General features: G+C 64.1%; 15 protein-coding genes. 4 read left to right on the forward strand and 11 right to left on the reverse strand.

The window, feature by feature from the left end:
* Window positions 1-102: 102 nt before the first annotated feature.
* Window positions 103-546 carry a pyridoxamine 5'-phosphate oxidase family protein gene (locus CXY83_RS09025; RefSeq protein ID WP_104197030.1) on the forward strand — a complete coding sequence of 148 codons (444 nt, stop codon included), beginning with the start codon at window positions 103-105 and terminating at the stop codon, window positions 544-546.
* 87 nt (window positions 547-633) lie between these two features.
* Here the strand turns inward: CXY83_RS09025 and CXY83_RS09030 are convergent, their stop codons facing one another.
* From CXY83_RS09030 to CXY83_RS09040, 3 genes are all read right to left on the reverse strand, one after another.
* Window positions 634-1,005, reverse strand: a complete 372-nt coding sequence (locus CXY83_RS09030; RefSeq protein WP_104197031.1) for an FKBP-type peptidyl-prolyl cis-trans isomerase — start codon at window positions 1,003-1,005, stop codon at window positions 634-636.
* A 182-nt stretch (window positions 1,006-1,187) separates the two neighbouring features.
* On the reverse strand, window positions 1,188-2,435 hold the full coding sequence (locus CXY83_RS09035) for a PrsW family intramembrane metalloprotease (RefSeq protein WP_104197032.1): 1,248 nt from the start codon (window positions 2,433-2,435) through the stop codon (window positions 1,188-1,190).
* Between the two features lie 31 nt (window positions 2,436-2,466).
* Window positions 2,467-3,852 carry an FAD-binding oxidoreductase gene (locus CXY83_RS09040; protein ID WP_104197033.1) on the reverse strand — a complete coding sequence of 462 codons (1,386 nt, stop codon included), beginning with the start codon at window positions 3,850-3,852 and terminating at the stop codon, window positions 2,467-2,469.
* 316 nt (window positions 3,853-4,168) lie between these two features.
* On the opposite strand from CXY83_RS09040, the gene CXY83_RS09045 reads away from it, so the two are divergent.
* A complete protein-coding gene (locus tag CXY83_RS09045) occupies window positions 4,169-5,044 on the forward strand; it encodes a fumarylacetoacetate hydrolase family protein (RefSeq protein ID WP_104197034.1) in 876 nt (291 codons plus the stop codon).
* A gap of 114 nt (window positions 5,045-5,158) precedes the next feature.
* Here the strand turns inward: CXY83_RS09045 and CXY83_RS09050 are convergent, their stop codons facing one another.
* Window positions 5,159-6,628 (reverse strand): NCS2 family permease, encoded by a 1,470-nt coding sequence (locus tag CXY83_RS09050; protein ID WP_104197035.1) that lies wholly within the window; start codon window positions 6,626-6,628, stop codon window positions 5,159-5,161.
* Between the two features lie 66 nt (window positions 6,629-6,694).
* Complete coding sequence (locus tag CXY83_RS09055; protein WP_104197036.1) at window positions 6,695-8,260, reverse strand: carboxylesterase/lipase family protein; 1,566 nt, start codon at window positions 8,258-8,260, stop codon at window positions 6,695-6,697.
* 81 nt (window positions 8,261-8,341) lie between these two features.
* Between CXY83_RS09055 and CXY83_RS09060 the strand changes: the two genes are divergently transcribed.
* Window positions 8,342-9,619 carry a uracil-xanthine permease family protein gene (locus tag CXY83_RS09060; RefSeq protein WP_104197037.1) on the forward strand — a complete coding sequence of 426 codons (1,278 nt, stop codon included), beginning with the start codon at window positions 8,342-8,344 and terminating at the stop codon, window positions 9,617-9,619.
* 172 nt (window positions 9,620-9,791) lie between these two features.
* Here the strand turns inward: CXY83_RS09060 and CXY83_RS09065 are convergent, their stop codons facing one another.
* Window positions 9,792-10,265, reverse strand: a complete 474-nt coding sequence (locus tag CXY83_RS09065; RefSeq protein WP_104197038.1) for an 8-oxo-dGTP diphosphatase — start codon at window positions 10,263-10,265, stop codon at window positions 9,792-9,794.
* Between the two features lie 73 nt (window positions 10,266-10,338).
* Between CXY83_RS09065 and CXY83_RS09070 the strand changes: the two genes are divergently transcribed.
* Window positions 10,339-10,593: a mycoredoxin gene (locus CXY83_RS09070; protein WP_104197039.1), complete on the forward strand. Its 255-nt coding sequence runs from the start codon at window positions 10,339-10,341 to the stop codon at window positions 10,591-10,593.
* Between the two features lie 108 nt (window positions 10,594-10,701).
* Here CXY83_RS09070 and CXY83_RS09075 read toward each other — a convergent pair whose 3' ends face one another.
* The 5 genes from CXY83_RS09075 to CXY83_RS09095 all read right to left on the reverse strand — a co-directional run bounded on the left by CXY83_RS09075 (window position 10,702) and on the right by CXY83_RS09095 (window position 16,969).
* Window positions 10,702-11,730 carry a 6-phosphofructokinase gene (locus CXY83_RS09075; RefSeq protein ID WP_104197040.1) on the reverse strand — a complete coding sequence of 343 codons (1,029 nt, stop codon included), beginning with the start codon at window positions 11,728-11,730 and terminating at the stop codon, window positions 10,702-10,704.
* A gap of 5 nt (window positions 11,731-11,735) precedes the next feature.
* Complete coding sequence (locus CXY83_RS09080) at window positions 11,736-13,922, reverse strand: DEAD/DEAH box helicase (protein ID WP_104197041.1); 2,187 nt, start codon at window positions 13,920-13,922, stop codon at window positions 11,736-11,738.
* Between the two features lie 319 nt (window positions 13,923-14,241).
* Window positions 14,242-14,742, reverse strand: coding sequence for a DUF6804 family protein (locus CXY83_RS09085; RefSeq protein WP_233200732.1), 501 nt, complete (start codon window positions 14,740-14,742; stop codon window positions 14,242-14,244).
* A 59-nt stretch (window positions 14,743-14,801) separates the two neighbouring features.
* Entirely contained in the window at window positions 14,802-15,362 is a 561-nt protein-coding gene (locus tag CXY83_RS09090) for a GDSL-type esterase/lipase family protein (RefSeq protein WP_104197042.1), read from the reverse strand.
* 86 nt (window positions 15,363-15,448) lie between these two features.
* The gene (locus tag CXY83_RS09095; RefSeq protein ID WP_104197043.1) at window positions 15,449-16,969 is read right to left on the reverse strand and encodes an SDR family oxidoreductase; all 1,521 of its coding nucleotides are present in this window, start codon (window positions 16,967-16,969) and stop codon (window positions 15,449-15,451) included.
* Window positions 16,970-17,005 lie beyond the last annotated feature (36 nt).

Genomic DNA, 17,005 nt, shown 5'->3' on the forward strand with positions numbered 1-17,005 from the left:
CCTACATAGGGGATAAAACGTTCTCGGCGCCAGTTTGCCTGCTGCGGTACGAAACACGCTGGCCCGGCTCGCCCTGTGGCTCGGGGCGTGTGACGATGGAGTATGACTTTCAACGACGTGAACGCGGCCGCATCGGGCGTGCAGAATCTCAGCGAAGAGGAATGCTGGAACGCCTTGCTCTCGGCCAGCCTCGGCCGCCTGGCCGTGGCCGTCGGCGGGCTCCCCGATATTTTTCCGGTCAATTTTGTCGCCGCCGACCGGCGTCTGCTGTTTCGTACTTCTCCGGGCACCAAACTGATCGAGCTCACGGTCAACAACCACGTCGCGTTCGAAACGGATGGCGTGGGCCGCGAAGAAGCATGGAGTGTCGTCGTGCATGGAACGGCCCGCGCGCTCGACACCCAACGGGACATCGACGACGCCGCAGCGTTGCCGTTGCACCCGCTGATTCCCACGGTCAAGCCGGTTTTTGTCGAGATCGTACCGGATTCGATCACCGGGCGGCGGTTTGGGCTCGGCCCGGAGCCGACGGCGGCGCTGACCTGATCGTTGCTGATCAGGTCAGCGCGCAGACAAAACGGGATACAGCTACAGCAGCCGTATCCCGTTCCGTGTGGTTCTTGGCGCCGTGGGTTAGCTCACGCCGAGCAGGTCGATCACAAAAATCAGGGTCTGGCCGGAGAGACGGTGGCCAGAGCCGGCCGGCCCGTAAGCGAGGTGCGGCGGCACAACGAGCTTGCGGCGTCCGCCGACCTTCATGCCGGGGATGCCTTCCTGCCAGCCGGCGATGAGTGAGCGCAGCGGAAAGTTGATCGACTGGCCGCGGTTCCACGACGAGTCGAATTCGTCGCCGGACGCGAACTCGACGCCCAGGTAGTGCACGTCGACGGTGGCTCCGGCCGTAGCTTCAGCGCCATCACCGACGACGACATCGGTGATCTCGAGTTGTTCGGGCGCAGCGCCCTCTGGGAAATCAATTTCGGGCTTGGAATTCAAATCAGTCATACCCCTATCCAAGCGGATTCCGCCCCGGATTGCATACCAGGGGTGTTGCGAAAATAATGCTTGCGCCTGGCGGGTTCCGGGTGCACTCTTAATACACACCAACTCGTCGCATCGGGAGAGTCGTCGGCACCGCCACACCACCGAAGCGGCGAGTTTCTGTTGTCCCGCGTGACTCCACCTGATCACGGTGCCGCTGGCGCCGAACCCGGCCGGATCTGACCGAGCACGTCGGCCCGATGATTCACCAGCAGTCCGAGCAGGTGCGCCTCATGGGCGTGCAGGGCCGCGGTGTTCTGGCCGCGAACAAGACGGTCGCGCACACAGGCAAGCCGCGTCGCATCCGCTATGAAACGGCGCATCGCGACTTTCTTCGGTCGTTGTTGGCGTCTGCCCCAGGCGAGCGCCTGCCGTCGACCGGAACCGGTGCCCAGCATCGAGACTTCGGCTGCGGTGAACCATCCGGCCTGCGAATATTCGTGTAGACGGCGCAGGGTGGTGCGAGCCTCTTGCCGGCGCAAAAAGGCAACTACGAGAATGGCGGCGATGAACAGAGGCACTTGCACGACCGCGTAATAGGCGAGCACGGAGGCGTCGCCGTCGAATACAAAGGTGCTGCCATTCCATAGTGCGTGCAGAATGATCGCGGGTAGCAGCCCGATCAGAAAATAACCGACCGCCCCGCCCCGGCTGGCGCTGCGCCTCGCGGCCAGGCCGAGGGCAAGCCCGGTGCAGATCGTGAAAGTGACATGCGCGAACGGCGAAAAGACCCCGCGCAGCAAAAACGTCATGCCGAGTCTTTGCGCGTCGCCCTCGGTCAAAGCCAGACCGAAGTACTGAATATTCTCCGAGAAGGCAAAGCCGGCCGCAATCGTCGCGGCGTAGACGACACCGTCGACTGGCCCGTCAAAGTGCCTTCGCACCGCCCAGAACAGCGCAAGCACACCGAAACCCTTGGCGACTTCTTCCACAATTGGGGCCTGGACGACAGCGGATGCGAAATCACTCCCGGTCAGGGCCCCTGCGCTGGCCGCAATCGTGACCTGCACGCCAAGATCGAAGACCAAGGCGGTGACGACGGAGATTCCCGCGCCCCACAGCAGGGCGAAGATGAGGGCGGGTCGCGGCTCCGGATCCCAGCGGTCGATCCAGCGCACCGCCAGCAGCACCACCGTAAGCGGCAGTAGCGCCAGGATCAGCCCGACAAGCAGGGCGTCGGCGCCGAGGAATGTGGTCAGGTACCAAAACACGGCAAGCAGGGCCATCCCCGCGAACACGATGCCGATCACGGCCAGTACGATCGGGCCGGCGCGAGACGGGAGCACCGGCTGGTTCCAGACCGGTTGCACCGAAGCCTGACTCGCCTGCACGGGCAGGTGTTGGCTCGACCGCTGTTCGGTGGGATGCTGGCCTGGCGGCTGATCGAGGCTCATTACTCGACAATACCGGCTGCGAATCAGCAGTTCAGGCGTCGAACATAGTGCCGGGGTTCAGCAGGCCCAGCGGGTCGAAGACCGCTTTGAGCTGGCGTTGCAAAACGAGGCTCGTGTCACCGATCTCATCACGCAGCCAGCGACGCTTCAGCACGCCGACACCGTGTTCGCCGGTGAGCGTGCCGCCCAAGGCCAGCGCAGCCTGGAACATCTCGTCGGCGGCGGCCCAGATCTCATCGGGCACCACCGCATCGTCTGCACCGCCGCGCGGAATGACGAAGTTCGGGTGCAGGTTACCGTCGCCGGCGTGGGCGACGGTGGGAATGGGGATACCGGTTCGTGCGCTGATCTCGGCGATGACGGCGAACATCTCGGCCATGCGCGAACGCGGCACCGACACGTCTTCGATGAGTACCCGACCAAATTGTTCGAGGGCCGGGTGCATGGCGCGACGAATGGCCAGCAGACGGTCGCCGGAAACAGCATCCGTTGACAAACTGGCTTGGCCACCAGCTCTCCGCAGCACCACCACGGCCGCCTCGGCTTCGGCGAGTGCCGCCGGTCCGTCGGTCTGCACGAGCAGAAATGCACCCTGGCCGAGTGGCAGGCCGGCCGAGCCGTCGGGCCCGAGGTACGCGGCCACCATGCCGAGCGCTACCGGGTCGATCAGTTCCATCACTGCGGGACGAATCCGTGCGGCAGTGATCAAAGCGCTGGCTGCGGCCGCCGCAATCACCGTGTCAAAAACCGCACCGATGGTCGCGACGGTGCCAGCGGTCAGCGCGCGCACCCGCACCGTCGCGTCGACGATGACGCCGAGGGTACCCTCGGATCCGGTGAGCAGCGCCGTGAGATCGTAACCGGTGACGCCCTTGACCGTGCGATGCCCGGTGCGCAGCAGACTGCCGTCGGCGAGCACGACGGTCAGACCGAGCACAGCTTCCCGGGTGACCCCATACTTCGCGCAAAGCAGCCCGCCGGCATTCGTGGCGATGTTACCGCCGACGGTAGAGATGCCCTTGCTGGCCGGGTCCGGGGCAAACCAGAGATCCTGTTTCGCCAGGACGTCGTTGAAGTGCTGATTGATCACGCCGGCCTCGACGACAGCAAGTTCGTCGTCGGGGTTGATTTCGATGATGCGGGTCAGTCCGGCCACGCTCAGCACGATGGATCCGTCGGTACCGCAGGCTCCGCCCGACAGGCCGGTTCCGGCGCCACGTGTGACTACCGGTACCCGAAATTCGGTTGCAATGCGCAGCGCCGCTTGAACGTGATCGACCGTCGTAGCGCGCACGATGGCAAGCGGCGTACCGTCGGCCACCCAGCCGGATTTGTCGGCGCGGTTGGCTGCAAGGTCGAGGGGATCGACGCTGACGATTGCGCCGAGCTCGGACTGGAGCCGCAGCAGTGCGTTCATCGCCACAGTCTATCGAGCCGCTCCGTGTTTGAGTCTGCGCTACCGCCTTCCGGCCAGGCGTGACAGGCTCATTGGTAGCCCCGACACACCGTTGGCGAGCGACCTGACCCTGGGAGGGAGCTGGCCGCCTCGGGCTCATCGTTGCCCCGAATGCACTCGTCGCCCGCGGGGCCCACCGGGCCTGGTGGCGCACTTACGCCGAAGTGCACCTGCGCCGGGGCCACAGCAGCCCTTCGCCCCTTTCCTCCAAGCAGACAAGCCGAGGGTTGGAGCCCCCCACAAGCCAACCCGGGTTCGCGCCCGTTAGCCTAAGAGAGTGAAATTTGCGCATTTGAGAGTTGACGGCTCCTCCATTCCCCGATTGGCCGTGATCTTTGACGATGCGGCACTGTTCCTGGACGACGTCATTGACGACGCTCCGCGTGACCTGCAAGACCTGCTCGAACAGGGCGACGCCGAGTACGAACGCATCCGCGCGATCAGCCTCGACGCCGCCTCCAACGGCGCTGCACTCACCCCGGTCGATGAACTGCGACACTCTTCCGCGGTGCTCAGACCGCCGCAGATCATCGCAATCGGCGCCAATTACGCCGCTCACTCGTCCGAGCTGAGCCTGCGCCTCGAAACGGCGGCGACCGTGTTCTCGCTCTGGCCCAACTCGCTCACCGGGCACGGCTCGACCATCACCTGGCCGCGCGACCTCACCACCCAGGTCGACTACGAAGCCGAATTGGGTGTCATCATCGGCCGCCCAGCCCGCAACGTGTCAGTCGCCGACGCCCTGGACTATGTCTTTGGGTACACGGTCGTGAACGACATAACCGCTCGCGACCTGCAGTTCTCAGAGGCACAGTGGTCTCGCTGCAAATCCTTTGATGGTTTCACCCCGACCGGTCCGCTCGTCGTCACCGCCGATGAGATTGGTGACCCGCAGAACCTGTGGCTGACCACCCACGTTGACGGCCGTATTCTGCAGGACGCTTCGAGCGGTGACATGGTGCGCACCGTCGCGGAGATCATCTCCTACTTGTCCACAACCTCCACTCTTCTGCCGGGAACCCTGATCTCCACCGGCAGTCCAGGCGGCGCCGGCTACAGCCGTAAACCTTCGATTTTTTTACGCGACGGGTCGACCGTGACCATTTCGATCGACAAGATCGGCATGCTCACGACGCACTGTCGCGAGATCTAGTCGCGAGATCTAGTCGCGCTGCGACGCGGTATCCGTTCGCGGCTGCTGTGGGTCGATCGACGGCCAATCGTCGTCGTGCACCTGCGTTCCCGCCCCGACGATGCCTTCGATCACTCAGCCGATCAGAGCCTCGACCGGACCACGTACGAAGAAGAGTATGAAACCGACGGCGACGACCCACAACAGCGGACTGATCTCACGTGCCTTGCCGGAGAGGCTGCGCACGAGCACCCAGCTGATGAACCCGGCACCGATACCGTTGGCGATTGAGTAGGTCAGCGGCATCACGATGATCGTCAGAAAGATCGGCAGTGTGCTGGAGAATTCGGTGAAGTCGAGGTGGCGAATCTGCGACACCATGAGTGCTCCGACGATGACGAGCGCCGCGGCAGCCACTTCCAGCGGCACGATCTGGGTGAGCGGGGTGAAGAACATGGCGGCCAGAAAAAGGATGCCGGTGACTACGTTGGCAACGCCCGTGCGGGCTCCCTCTCCGATGCCGGCGCCCGATTCGATGAACACGGTGTTCGACGAGGCACTCGTCGCCCCACCGGCGACAGCTCCGATCCCCTCGACGATGAGCGCGGATTTCAGCCGCGGGAACTTTCCGTCCTTGTCAGCCAGTCCGGCCTCACTGGCCAGGCCGGTCATGGTTCCCATGGCGTCGAAGAAGTTCGTGAAGACGAGGGTGAAGACGAGCATCACGGCGGCGAGCATGCCGATGCGCTCGAACGCGCCGAAGGACACCTGGCCGATCAGTGCAAAGTCGGGCAGGGCGACCACACTCGTCGGCAGCACGGGCGCGTTCAGGTTCCAACCGGCCGGGTTGGTACCGAACGAGGGTCCCACCCTGAAGATTGCCTCGAGGATGACGGCAATGATGGTCGTGACGACGATGCCGATCAGCAGGGCAGCCTTCACCCTACGAGCCACAAGGACCCCCATGATGATGAGCCCGATCACGAAAATCGCCGTCGGCAACGTTGCGATCGAGCCAGCGTCGCCGAGCTGCACCGGCGGCGAGTTCGCACCACTGGCCCGCACGAAACCGGAGTCGACCAGGCCGATGAACGCGATAAACAGGCCGATTCCGACCGTGATGGCGATTTTCAGAGGCCGGGGAATGGCGTTGAAGATCAGTTCGCGCAGGCCGGTCGAGGCGAGCAGCACGATGATGAGCCCATTGATGACCACAAGGCCCATCGCTTCGGCCCAGGTGACCTGGCCGACGACGCTCACGGCGAGGAACGAGTTGATGCCGAGCCCGGCTGCGAAACCGTAGGGCAGTCGGGCGATGACGCCGAACAGGATAGTCATGACTCCGGCAGTCAGCGCCGTGACGGCGGCTACCTGCTCGTTGGGAAGCCAGCCACCCTCGACGTCGACGGCGGCCTGGTCGGCGCTGAACCCGCCTAGAATGAGCGGGTTCAAGATAACGATGTAGGCCATCGTCACGAAGGTGACGACTCCGCCACGGAATTCTCTTGACCAGGTGGAGCCACGGCTGGAGATCTCGAAGTACGCGTCGACGCGGGCTTTCAGGCCACGCGAAGCCGCAGTAGTGGGTGTTTCAGTGCTCGAAATGGTGTACTCCCGGTGCCGTGGCTCTTAATGCAAGGTCTTAGTCTATGACCAGGCCAGGCACACTCCTTAAACGTGTGGCACGAACCGTCCCCAGGCCAGGCGCCGTTCCCGGTGCGGGTCCGACTCGACCTGGTCGTCCCGATCAATGATGAGCGTCGCGCGCGTGGTTTCGTCGTAGAGCGGCCACTCGGCCGATGGCACCCCGCCGTGCACGAAGCACAGCCACCAGCCCTGCATCCGTGTTGCGATGTCCTGAAAGGTGCGACGCCCGCCGAGCGCCGTCATACCGCGGCCGAACCAGCCGTCGAGTCGATCGAACAACGGAAAGAGTTCGAGACCGTGCGTGGCATCAAGGCCCATCAGCCGCAGCAGCCGTGGGGCGGCATCGAAACGGTAGAAGTACACCGGTGCGTACCGGGAGTGTCGTTCCCCGACCTTCACGCTCGGATACCAGAATGAGTAATCGCCGCCGAAATCCAGCGCGGCCCGCAGCGCCGGAATGCCTGGATACTGCGCTTTGAGTGCCTTCTTAGCCTTCTTCTTGGTCTTTTTGAAGATTGCGCGGATGCGCGCGGGCGTTGTGGCGAGAATATCGATGCGGCCGCTGAACAGCGAGCCCTCACGCGCGTTCGTGCCGATGATGAGCGGGATGCGCGCTGCACGGCCATCCCGAAAAGCGTCGAGCGGCCGCTCCGGTAGAAAATCACCGTCGATGACCGGGCAGAGCGGAATCGTACCCGGGTCCTGATCGGGGGTACGCAGGGTCAGCGCGGTCGTGGCGGCGGCGAGCAGTGCCGGGTCGGCGGCCAGCAACAGGCGGGCCGCGTCGGCGGTGCTGTAGGGGCCCGGGGCTTCGCTGAGGCTGTCCACGAACTCGCCAGCCCAGCGCGAAGTGATGTCACTCGGGTAGACCGCGTTCGGCGGCGCACTCTGCGCGATCGCCCGCTGGAACAGGCCCGACGCGCTCGGCACGGTCATCAGTGTGGTGACCGCGTTGCCGCCGGCCGACTCGCCGAACAGGGTGACCGCATTCGGATCACCGCCGAAGGCGTGAATGTTGTTTCGCACCCACTGCAGGGCCGCGACCTGGTCTCGCAGGCCGAGGTTGCTCTCAAACGGATGCTCTGGCGAACCAAATCGAGAAAAGTCCAGGTACCCGAGGGCGCCCAGCCGGTAGTTCAGGCTGACGTAGACGATATCGCCGCGCCGCACGAGCCCCTCCCCCTGCCGCGGAACCTCGCGGCTGGAACCGACACTGTAGGCGCCACCGTGGATGAACACCATCACCGGCCGGAGGGCGTCTTCTATCTGCGCACCGGGGCGAACCCGTTCGTCGGGTGCGATCACGTTGAGGTTGAGGCAGTCCTCCCCCTGCGGGATGCGTGGGTGGGCGCCGCGAAACTGGCCCTTGTGGCTCTGCGGGGCAATCAAGCCCCACACGCTCGCGTCACGCACACCGTGCCAGGTCGCGGCTGGCTGCGGGGCACGAAACCGCAGATCGCCCACCGGAGCGGCCGCGTAGGGGATGCCGCGCCAGGCCACCACGCCGCGTTCACGAACTCCGCGGAGCAAACCGCCCGATACCCGCACTTCGAGACCCTGCTGGGTGGTCGGATCAGCGAGCTGGCTCATGGAATCGAGTCTATTCCGCGGTGCTGACCGGCTGCGACTACGCTCGACACAGATACCGCACCAGACGAAACGAGAACACAAATGGCACTGCCCTGGACACTGCACGGTGACGGAAAAACCGTCGAGGCGCAGTCGGTCGTCGGCCCTGGCGAACGACTGAGCTGGCCATTGACCATCGGTATCGGCTCGCAGCATGTCGTCGCCATGTTCGGCGCTACCTTTCTGGTGCCCCTGCTCACCGGATTCCCGCCGAGCACGACCCTGCTGTTCTCCGGCATAGGTACCCTGTTGTTTCTCCTGATCACCGGCAATAAACTGCCCAGCTACCTCGGGTCGTCGTTTGCGTTCATCGCGCCGATCACCGCGGCAACGGCGTCGGCCGGCATGGGGAGCGCCCTGTTCGGCATCATGGCCGTCGGGGTACTGCTCGCCCTGGTCGGCGTCATCGTGCAGCTCACCGGCACCGGCTGGATCGACCGGCTGATGCCGCCGATTGTGTCGGGCGCGATCGTGGCCCTCATCGGCTTCAATCTGGCCCCGGTGGCCAAGGCCAATTTCGACAAGGCACCGCTCACCGCGCTCATCACGCTCGTCGCGGTGATTCTGTGCACCGTGCTGTTTCGCGGCATCCTCGGCAGGCTCTCAATCTTTCTCGGCGTGCTCGTGGGCTACGTCGCTGCGATCTTCCTCGGTGAGGTGGACTTCAGCCGCGTGGCGGACGCGACCTGGATCGGCCTGCCTCCGTTCACCGCGCCGGCCAACCCCTTCGAGAACCCGGCGGCCGTGTTCGGGGTGCTGCCCGCTTTTCTTCCCGTCGTGCTCGTGCTCATCGCCGAGAACGTCGGCCACATCAAAGGTGTGGCCCAGATGACGGATGCCAAGGTGAACCGACTCACCGGACGGGCCCTGCTCGCTGACGGTCTGGCCACCATGCTCGCCGGTGTTGGCGGCGGCAGCGGAACCACCACTTACGGCGAAAACATCGGTGTCATGGCGGCGACCCGCATTTACTCCACGGCGGCCTACTGGGTCGCCGGAATCGTCGCTATTCTGCTCGGCCTCTCCCCCAAGGTCGGTGCGATCATCTTCACGATCCCCGATGGCGTGCTCGGCGGTGTCACCACCGCGCTCTACGGGCTGATCGGCGTCATCGGCGTCAAGATCTGGTTCGACAATAAGGTCGACTTCTCCAAGCCGGTGAACCAGTTCACCGCCGCGACCGCGCTCATTATCGGTATCGCCGACTTCACACTCAACGCCGGAACACTCAGCTTCAACGGCATCGCGCTCGGAACGGTAGCGGCCATCGTTATCTACCACCTGATGACCTGGCTCGGCCGAGTGCGCAAAACCGCCTGACCCGCCCCGCGCGACGAGCGGATGAACGTGCCGGTCTGGCCTGTGGGCGCGGACGCCGATGATCGTGGCGCCAATCAGTCCACCGAACAGCGCATGGCTCGGGCTCGACGGCAGGCCCATCAATCAGGTGATCAGGTGATCAGGTGATCAGGTGATCTGGTTCCAGCTGAATTCAGGCACGAGACACGACGGTTTCCAGGTCACGGCCGAAGGTGAACGTGGCACGCACCGGGATTCCGGCGAGGACTCCCGGCAGCCAATGCCGGGCATCATCCCACATCTCATCGACGGGCAGGCTCGCAATGTCGAACCATACCGGGTTCAGCTCGTTCGATTCCCGCGGAGTTCCCGACCACTCGTCGCAGACGAACACGGTCGACTCCTGGCTCCACTCTTCGCGGTGCGGGAACAGATACGTGAGAAACCCGAGTTCGGTCAGAGCGGATGCCGCCACCACGAGTCCGGATTCCTCCTCGATTTCGCGAACGGCCGCATCCACTGCGCTCTCACCGATTTCGAGTTTGCCGCCGACGCCGACTATGTTGCCCACGCCGAGGCCTTTCTTCTTGCGCCCCAGCAGTACCTGCCGATCACCTTCGGGAGATAATCGAGTGAGGTAGCACACGCACACCTGGGGCAAAGTCATTGATTTATCTTAATGCTCGTTCAAAGCCGTGCGCACGGAGTGGACTCTAAGGCAGTGCGGATAGGCTGCGTATATGAACTTTGTACCCGCTACCGGAACCATCACCATGTTCACGACCGATTGGTGCGGTTACTGCAAACGATTGAAGAAGCAACTCGACAGCGCCGGGATCGGCTACACCGAGGTCAACATTGAGCGGGTTGACGGTACGCCGGAGCTGGTGATGAGCCTCAACAACGGCAACCAGACGGTACCGACCATTCTCTACCCCGACGGATCGGCTGCGACCAATCCCTCGCTGGCCCAGGTGCAGGCCAAACTGGCCTGACCTGACCGCCCCGCTCGACCCGGCCCTGCCGAACAGTACGCCGGCCTAGCCGAACAGTACGCCGGCCCAGCCGAACAGTACGCCGGCCCAGCCGAACAGTACGCCGGCCTAGCCGAACAGTACAGACGCCTCGTCGTAGCGGGCCGGTGGGACCCGCTTGAGGCCGATGGTGGCCGAGGCGATGCTCACGACATCGATCTCGGTGCCGCGCAGGGACACCATGGAACCACACTGCTCGTTGTGGATCGCGTCGACCGCTGCCATTCCGAGCCGCGTGGCGAGCACTCGGTCGTAGGCCGACGGTGCCCCGCCACGCTGGGTGTGGCCCAGCACCGTTGCCCGGCTTTCGATGCCGGTATGTTCCTCGATGAGCGGGGCGATAATCTCGCTGATTCCGCCGAGACGGGGACGGTGAAAAGCGTCGAGCCCCTTGGTCGAGTGCGCCTCCTCCATGCCGGCGAGCAAAAAGCCCTCCGAAACAACGATGACCGGGGCGCGGCCACGGTCACGCACACGCTCCACCCACTCGCAGATCTGTGCGATCGACTTGGGCTGCTCGGGAATGAGAATGGCGTGGGCGCCACCGGCCATCCCGGAGTGCAGCGCGATCCAGCCGACGTGGCGTCCCATGACTTCAACAACCATGCAGCGGCCGTGGGACTCGGCGGTGGTGCGCAAACGGTCGATCGCCTCGGTGGCGATTTCGACAGCGGTGTTGAAACCGAAAGAATAATCGGTGGCCTCGAGGTCGTTGTCGATGGTTTTCGGAACCCCGACAATGTTGAGGCCGGCCTCGGTGAGGCGGTGCGCGGCGGTCAGCGTCCCCTCCCCGCCGATGGCGATCACAGCATCGATACCCTTTGCGTCGAGAGTGCGCTGGATATTCTCCGGACCGCCATTCTCACCCTCAAACGGGTTGGTGCGGGAACTGCCGAGGATGGTTCCACCCTGACGGGACAGGCCGCGCACACTGTGGCGGTCGAGGGGCATGAACTCGTTCTGCACGAGTCCGCGCCAACCATTGCGAATTCCGACGAACTCAAAGTCGTGCGTGCGCACACCCTTGAGCACTGCGCCGCGAATAACCGCGTTGAGTCCGGGGCAATCGCCGCCGCTGGTGAGAATACCGATCTTCATGCGATCTACAGCTTTCCGTCGAGGGCTTGGGTGAGCAGGTAGATAAGAGCACTCGCCTGAACCGATTCGGTGGTCGAGTACTCCGCTTGGGAACCATCGAGGGCGCGAGCTGCAAGACCCTCTTTACTGCCGATCAGGTCGGCAATGCGTGCGTCGATGGTGTGCGCTGCGATGATGCGCCAGGCGGTGACCGGTTCATCCTGACCGATGCGGTGCACCCGGTCGATAGCCTGGGTCTGCTCGGCGGCGGTCCAGCTCAGTTCGGCCAGCACCACGTGCGATGCGGCCTGCAGGTTGACGCCGACCCCGGCCGCGGTCAGCGAGCACACCGCGATGGCGACATCGGGATCGTTGTTGAAGGAGTCGATCGCAGCCTGGCGGGCCACTGCACTCTGATCCCCGCGCAACGACACCGTTTTCAGGTCGCGCTTGGCGAAGATCTCCTCTGCCGTGTCCATGACATCGATGTGCTTGGCGAAGAACACCACCTTGCCCACCGAGCGCGCCAGTTGCGCGGCGTAATCCGCCGCCAACCCGGCCTTGGCCTGGCCGATCTTGCGCACCATCGTGAACACGTTTTCCCCGGTGGTCTGGCCTTTGGAATCTTCGAGTTCGGCGTGGGCGATGGCGCGAACGTACGCATCCCGCTGGTCTTCGTCGGGAACGGCCGGGCCGCCCGAGCCGGCATGCCTGGCAGCCACGAGCGCGTGGTACCGGGTGACCAATCGGGCACCCAGTTCGCGTTCGGCCTGGCGGATCGATCGACCGAGGTCGTCATCGAGTTCCACCGGCAGGTCGGCGATGCGCTTGGCCGGCAGATCGGCGGCTACGTCGACCTTACGGCGACGCACGATGCCCATGTCGATGACGGCAGCACGGGCTTCCTTGTAGAAGCCCATGTCGGCCGGGGTCAGGCCGGTCTCTTCCAGGCGTTTCAGCAGCGCAGGGGCCGGTTTGTCGCCGTCGATCCAACCGAGGAACTGCCAGATGGCACGAAAATCATCGACGTCGTTGATGAGTGGGGTTCCGGTGAGTGCCATCAGCAGCGGGTTACCGCCCGGGGTTCGGCGGCGAATCTGGTCCGCGAGCGAGAGCACGTGCTTGGACCGCTGGGACGACAGATTCTTGATGAAGTGCGCCTCGTCGACAACCATTCCCTTGAACCCGAGCGTACCGAGCCAGGCCAGGTGCCGGTCGAGAACGTCGTAGTTCACCACCACCACATCGGCGAAAGCGTCGAGGCTGTCGCCGTCGCCGTGAATGACCGTTGCCCGCCGGTTCGGCGTCCACAGCTCCACTTCACGCGCCCAGTTCATCTTCACCACGTTGGGCACAATGGCCAGAAGCGGGTAGGCGTTGGCAACGGATGCCGCCAGCAGGCTCTGCGCGGTCTTGCCGAGGCCCGGCTCGTCGGCGAGCAGGTAACTGCGGTGCCCGAGCCGTGCGCTCTCGATGAAGCGGGCTTGATGCCGCATGAGTTCCATGCCGCCCGGCGAGAGCCGGTCACGGCCAGGTGCCTCCGGCATGTCCATGCTGGCCGCCTGGCCGCCTGAACCGTACTCGAATGATTTGAACAGCGGGCCGAGCAGCTCCCAGTTGGCGAGCCGACGCGGGTGCACGATCGGCTGTGCTGCGGCGCTGAAGTCGGGGGCGAGGAACGGGTTGGCGAGCTGCCTGGCTTTCACCGACTGGGGGATGACCTGGTTCTGCAGCACGACCGGTGCCGCCTCGGGCTCGCGGGTGATGATGAGTTCGTCGGGGCTGAGCTCGGCACCGGATTCGAGCAGCCAATCACGCCGAAACCGCTGGGCGACGGTGGAGACGCCGGCATCGGGTTCGAGCAGCGTGATCAGGCTTGTGTCCCTGGCGGCAGTCTTGGCCAGAATTTGCGCGATCCCGTCGAGGCGTTTGAGCAACTCTGCTCGGTTCGCGTCGGAGAGTTCCTTGTCGCCTTTGACCCTGGCCCGTTCTTCACGCATCAACAGGGCGATGACCTGGTATTTCGTGCGATTGGTCGGGCCGAGCTTGGTACCGGACTGCGCCTTGGCCTCGACCTCGCGCACCTTGCGAGCGAGAATCGGAATAATCGGGGCGTCATCGTCGCGGGAGCGCGGATGAGCCCGATTGCGGGTGAGTCCGTTACGACCGGGATTGTTCCGGCTGCCCGAGGCATCGGTGCGGGTATAAGCCATTGTTCTCCACTTCGCAGCAGCACGGTACGGGTACCGGCTGTATCTGTCCGAGCGTGCCGGTCACGGTCATTCTGGTATTACCGGAACGCTGCATGTGCGCAAAATCGTTTTATCGTGTTCGGAAACATGCGATTCACGAAACGCGGTACGGGTCGCGATCTGACGCCAGACCCAAGGCCAGGCGAATGCTATCGCAACGCCGGTGCCGTCAAATCAACGATGTCAAAACATTGAGTGTACGGAAACTTCCACCGGCTACCAGTGCACAGCAGAGACCAGACCGGGTTCTCTCAACGCGGTAGTAGTCTACGCCCGACGTTCAGTCCTTCTGTACCGGAACTTTGGTGCGCAAACCGACCGCGATGAAAATGATCGCGCCGATGAATTGCGCCGAAACCCACCCCTGACCGCTGAGGTCAAAAAGCACGACCGGGTTCCATAGGACGGCCATCGGAACGAGACCGACCAGCCAGTACCAGGAACGCGCCTGAATCACGAAGACGCAGAGAATGAGGGCGAGAATACTGACCGCGTAACGGATGATGATGAAACTCTCACTGTCCAAAAGCGCGAGTCCCGCGAGCAGAACGATGGCTCCCAAAAGACCCGGCGCGAGAGCCGAGCGGGTGAATGTCGGTGCGGCTGGAGTGCCCATCAGACGCTGGCGCAGCCGCGAGAGAAACCGTGGACGGAACTCGAGGAGGTCGTCACGCGTGATGCGGTCGTGGTCGTGGCCGTGGCCGTGGCCGTGGCCGTGGCCGTGGCCGTGGAGGATGCACCAGGACCGAGAGTCAGGATACGTGCGGGGTGGATGGAGCAAGGCATGACTGTATTCTACCGAGCGAAAAGGCTACTCCCCAGCCCCGGCACGCTTCGCCCTCAGGCGTGCTGGATGGGAATCGACGTCGTTGACGGCGGGCGCTCGAACAACATCTCCAAGCCCGGCTTCAACTCGGCCAGCCAGGCCGCGTAACCGGCTGGGTTCAGGTGCAGGCGGTCGATGCCCAGAGCGGGATCGAGTTCGCCGTCAGGCAGCGCGAGGGCTGGCCAGAGGTCGAGGTATTGCACGTGCTGGGTGGGCGCGTACTGCCAGATATGCCGATTGATGGAGCGGATTGTCGCGGCAAATGCTTGTTCACGGGGTAAAACCGACTGCACCATGATGCGGGTTTCCGGCAGCGCGCGCCGCAGCGTGTACAGGATGGTTTCCAGGTTGCGTACTACATATTCGTCGGACCTGCGCCAGCCCAGATCATTGGTCCCGACCCCGATCACGATGGCGTCGGGTCGCATTTCAATTACCTGGGCAAGTTGCAAGATCACCTCGTCGGTAGAGTTGCCACTCACGGCCAGATTGTGCACGTCGTTCCCGGGTAACCATTCATCCCACTGACCGCCCGCTACGAGGCCGTCACCCAGGAAGGCGAGAGAAACTGACATAGTGACCTCCTACTTGTAATCCATCATGCCCCGAACCGGGTCGAGTGGCCAGAATTCTCAGAGTATACGCACGTTCTACCCCCGAATCAGAAGTTGTCAGAGCGCGACACCGCCCCGAGCGAATGTTCCCCCTCGACTTGGCGTTCCGCCGCAGCCGTCGCCGTGATGCGGGTGGCCATTCCCTCGAAGATGATCCCGTGGAACGGCAGGATCGCCGTCCAATACAGCCGGCCGCCGAGGCCGCGGGGAAAGAACACCGCGCGCTGCCGGTAGACAGAGCCACCGGCATCCGTCGGGGTGACGCTCATTTCAAGCCAGGCCCGCCCGGGAACCCGCATCTCGGCGCGCAACCGCAGGAAGCTACCGTGGTCGATCTGCTCGACTCGCCAGAAATCGAGTACCTCACCCGTGTGCAGGTGGTCGGGGTTGCGGCGACCTCGGCGCAGTCCTACACCACCCACCGCCTTGTCCATCAGGCCGCGCACTGCCCAGGCGAGCGGAAAGGAGTACCAGCCGTTTTCGCCGCCAATGCTCTCAATGACCCGCCAGAGCGCGGCCGGAGCAGCGGGTGTGGACTTCTCACGCAGGTCGGTGTAGAAAGCGTGGCCGGACCAGTCCGGGTCACTTGGCAGCGGGTTGCTCGACGCGCCCTCGATCGAGGAGTTACGCCAGCTGGTCTCGACGTCACCGTTACGCATACGGCCAAGCGCGAGGCGCACCGCACGTCGATAGCCGGTGAGCCCGACGTCCGGCTTGGGGATGTACTCGTCGATGTCGCTCTCGTGCACGACGCAGTCGTATTGCAGCGAGGCGATAATGGGAATGGCGAGATTGCGCGGAATCGGCGTGACCAGGTTCACCCACTGCGAGGCCAGCCACGGGGTCAGCACGGGCAGCGCGGCGATCGCCCGTTGTTTGAGGCCAGCCTCGAGGGCGTAGCCGTTCATCATCTGGCCGTAGCGCAGCACGTCGGGGCCGCCGATGTCGAAGGTGCGGTTCACGTCGGGCGCCAGGTCGGCCGCGGCCTGCAGGTAGTAGAGCACGTCGCGCACGGCGATCGGCTGGATCTTGTTGCGTACCCACTTGGGCGCGGGCATGTACGGCAGCACATCGGTGAGGTGGCGGATCATCTCGAACGAGGTCGAGCCGGAACCGATGACGACGCCGGCCTGGAACGCGATGGTCGGTACCCCGCTATCGAGCAGGATGCGACCAACCTCCCTGCGGGAGTGCAGGTGGGCCGAGAGCGTGTCGGTGTCGGGGTGCAGACCGCCGAGGTAGACGATGCGCTGAACGTTGGCTTCGGCAGCAGCATGGGCAACGTTTTCGGCGGCCAGTTGCTCGGTTTTCTCAAAGTCACCGGCCGCGCCCATCGAGTGCACGAGGTAGTAGAGCACGTCGATGTCGGCGCAGGCGCGTTGCACCGAGTTCAGGTCACCCAGGTCACCCCGCACGACCTCCACCTGGTCGACCCAGGGCACATCCCGCAGTTTGGACGGGGTGCGTACGAGTACGCGCACCGTGAAGCCGGCTTCCAGGAGTTTTGGTACGAGACGGCCGCCGATGTAGCCCGTGGCGCCGGTGACAAGTGCTCTGCGTAGAGTCATGCGGCGGAGCTTATCCCGTTCTCTTGGCCCTCGGCT

Source organism: Cryobacterium sp. M15 (assembly GCF_002929675.1).
Taxonomy (GTDB): domain Bacteria; phylum Actinomycetota; class Actinomycetes; order Actinomycetales; family Microbacteriaceae; genus Cryobacterium; species Cryobacterium lyxosi.

Excerpts from the sequence above, each read along its gene's own strand:
- CXY83_RS09095 (WP_104197043.1), bottom strand. The coding sequence starts at position 16,969 with ATGACTCTACGCAGAGCACTTGTCACCGGCGCCACGGGCTACATCGGC.
- CXY83_RS09030 (WP_104197031.1), bottom strand. The coding sequence starts at position 1,005 with ATGACTGATTTGAATTCCAAGCCCGAAATTGATTTCCCAGAGGGCGCT.
- CXY83_RS09070 (WP_104197039.1), top strand. The coding sequence starts at position 10,339 with ATGAACTTTGTACCCGCTACCGGAACCATCACCATGTTCACGACCGAT.
- CXY83_RS09060 (WP_104197037.1), top strand. The coding sequence starts at position 8,342 with ATGGCACTGCCCTGGACACTGCACGGTGACGGAAAAACCGTCGAGGCG.
- CXY83_RS09075 (WP_104197040.1), bottom strand. The coding sequence starts at position 11,730 with ATGAAGATCGGTATTCTCACCAGCGGCGGCGATTGCCCCGGACTCAAC.
- CXY83_RS09040 (WP_104197033.1), bottom strand. The coding sequence starts at position 3,852 with ATGAACGCACTGCTGCGGCTCCAGTCCGAGCTCGGCGCAATCGTCAGC.
- CXY83_RS09025 (WP_104197030.1), top strand. The coding sequence starts at position 103 with ATGACTTTCAACGACGTGAACGCGGCCGCATCGGGCGTGCAGAATCTC.
- CXY83_RS09035 (WP_104197032.1), bottom strand. The coding sequence starts at position 2,435 with ATGAGCCTCGATCAGCCGCCAGGCCAGCATCCCACCGAACAGCGGTCG.
- CXY83_RS09080 (WP_104197041.1), bottom strand. The coding sequence starts at position 13,922 with ATGGCTTATACCCGCACCGATGCCTCGGGCAGCCGGAACAATCCCGGT.
- CXY83_RS09090 (WP_104197042.1), bottom strand. The coding sequence starts at position 15,362 with ATGTCAGTTTCTCTCGCCTTCCTGGGTGACGGCCTCGTAGCGGGCGGT.
- CXY83_RS09055 (WP_104197036.1), bottom strand. The coding sequence starts at position 8,260 with ATGAGCCAGCTCGCTGATCCGACCACCCAGCAGGGTCTCGAAGTGCGG.
- CXY83_RS09065 (WP_104197038.1), bottom strand. The coding sequence starts at position 10,265 with ATGACTTTGCCCCAGGTGTGCGTGTGCTACCTCACTCGATTATCTCCC.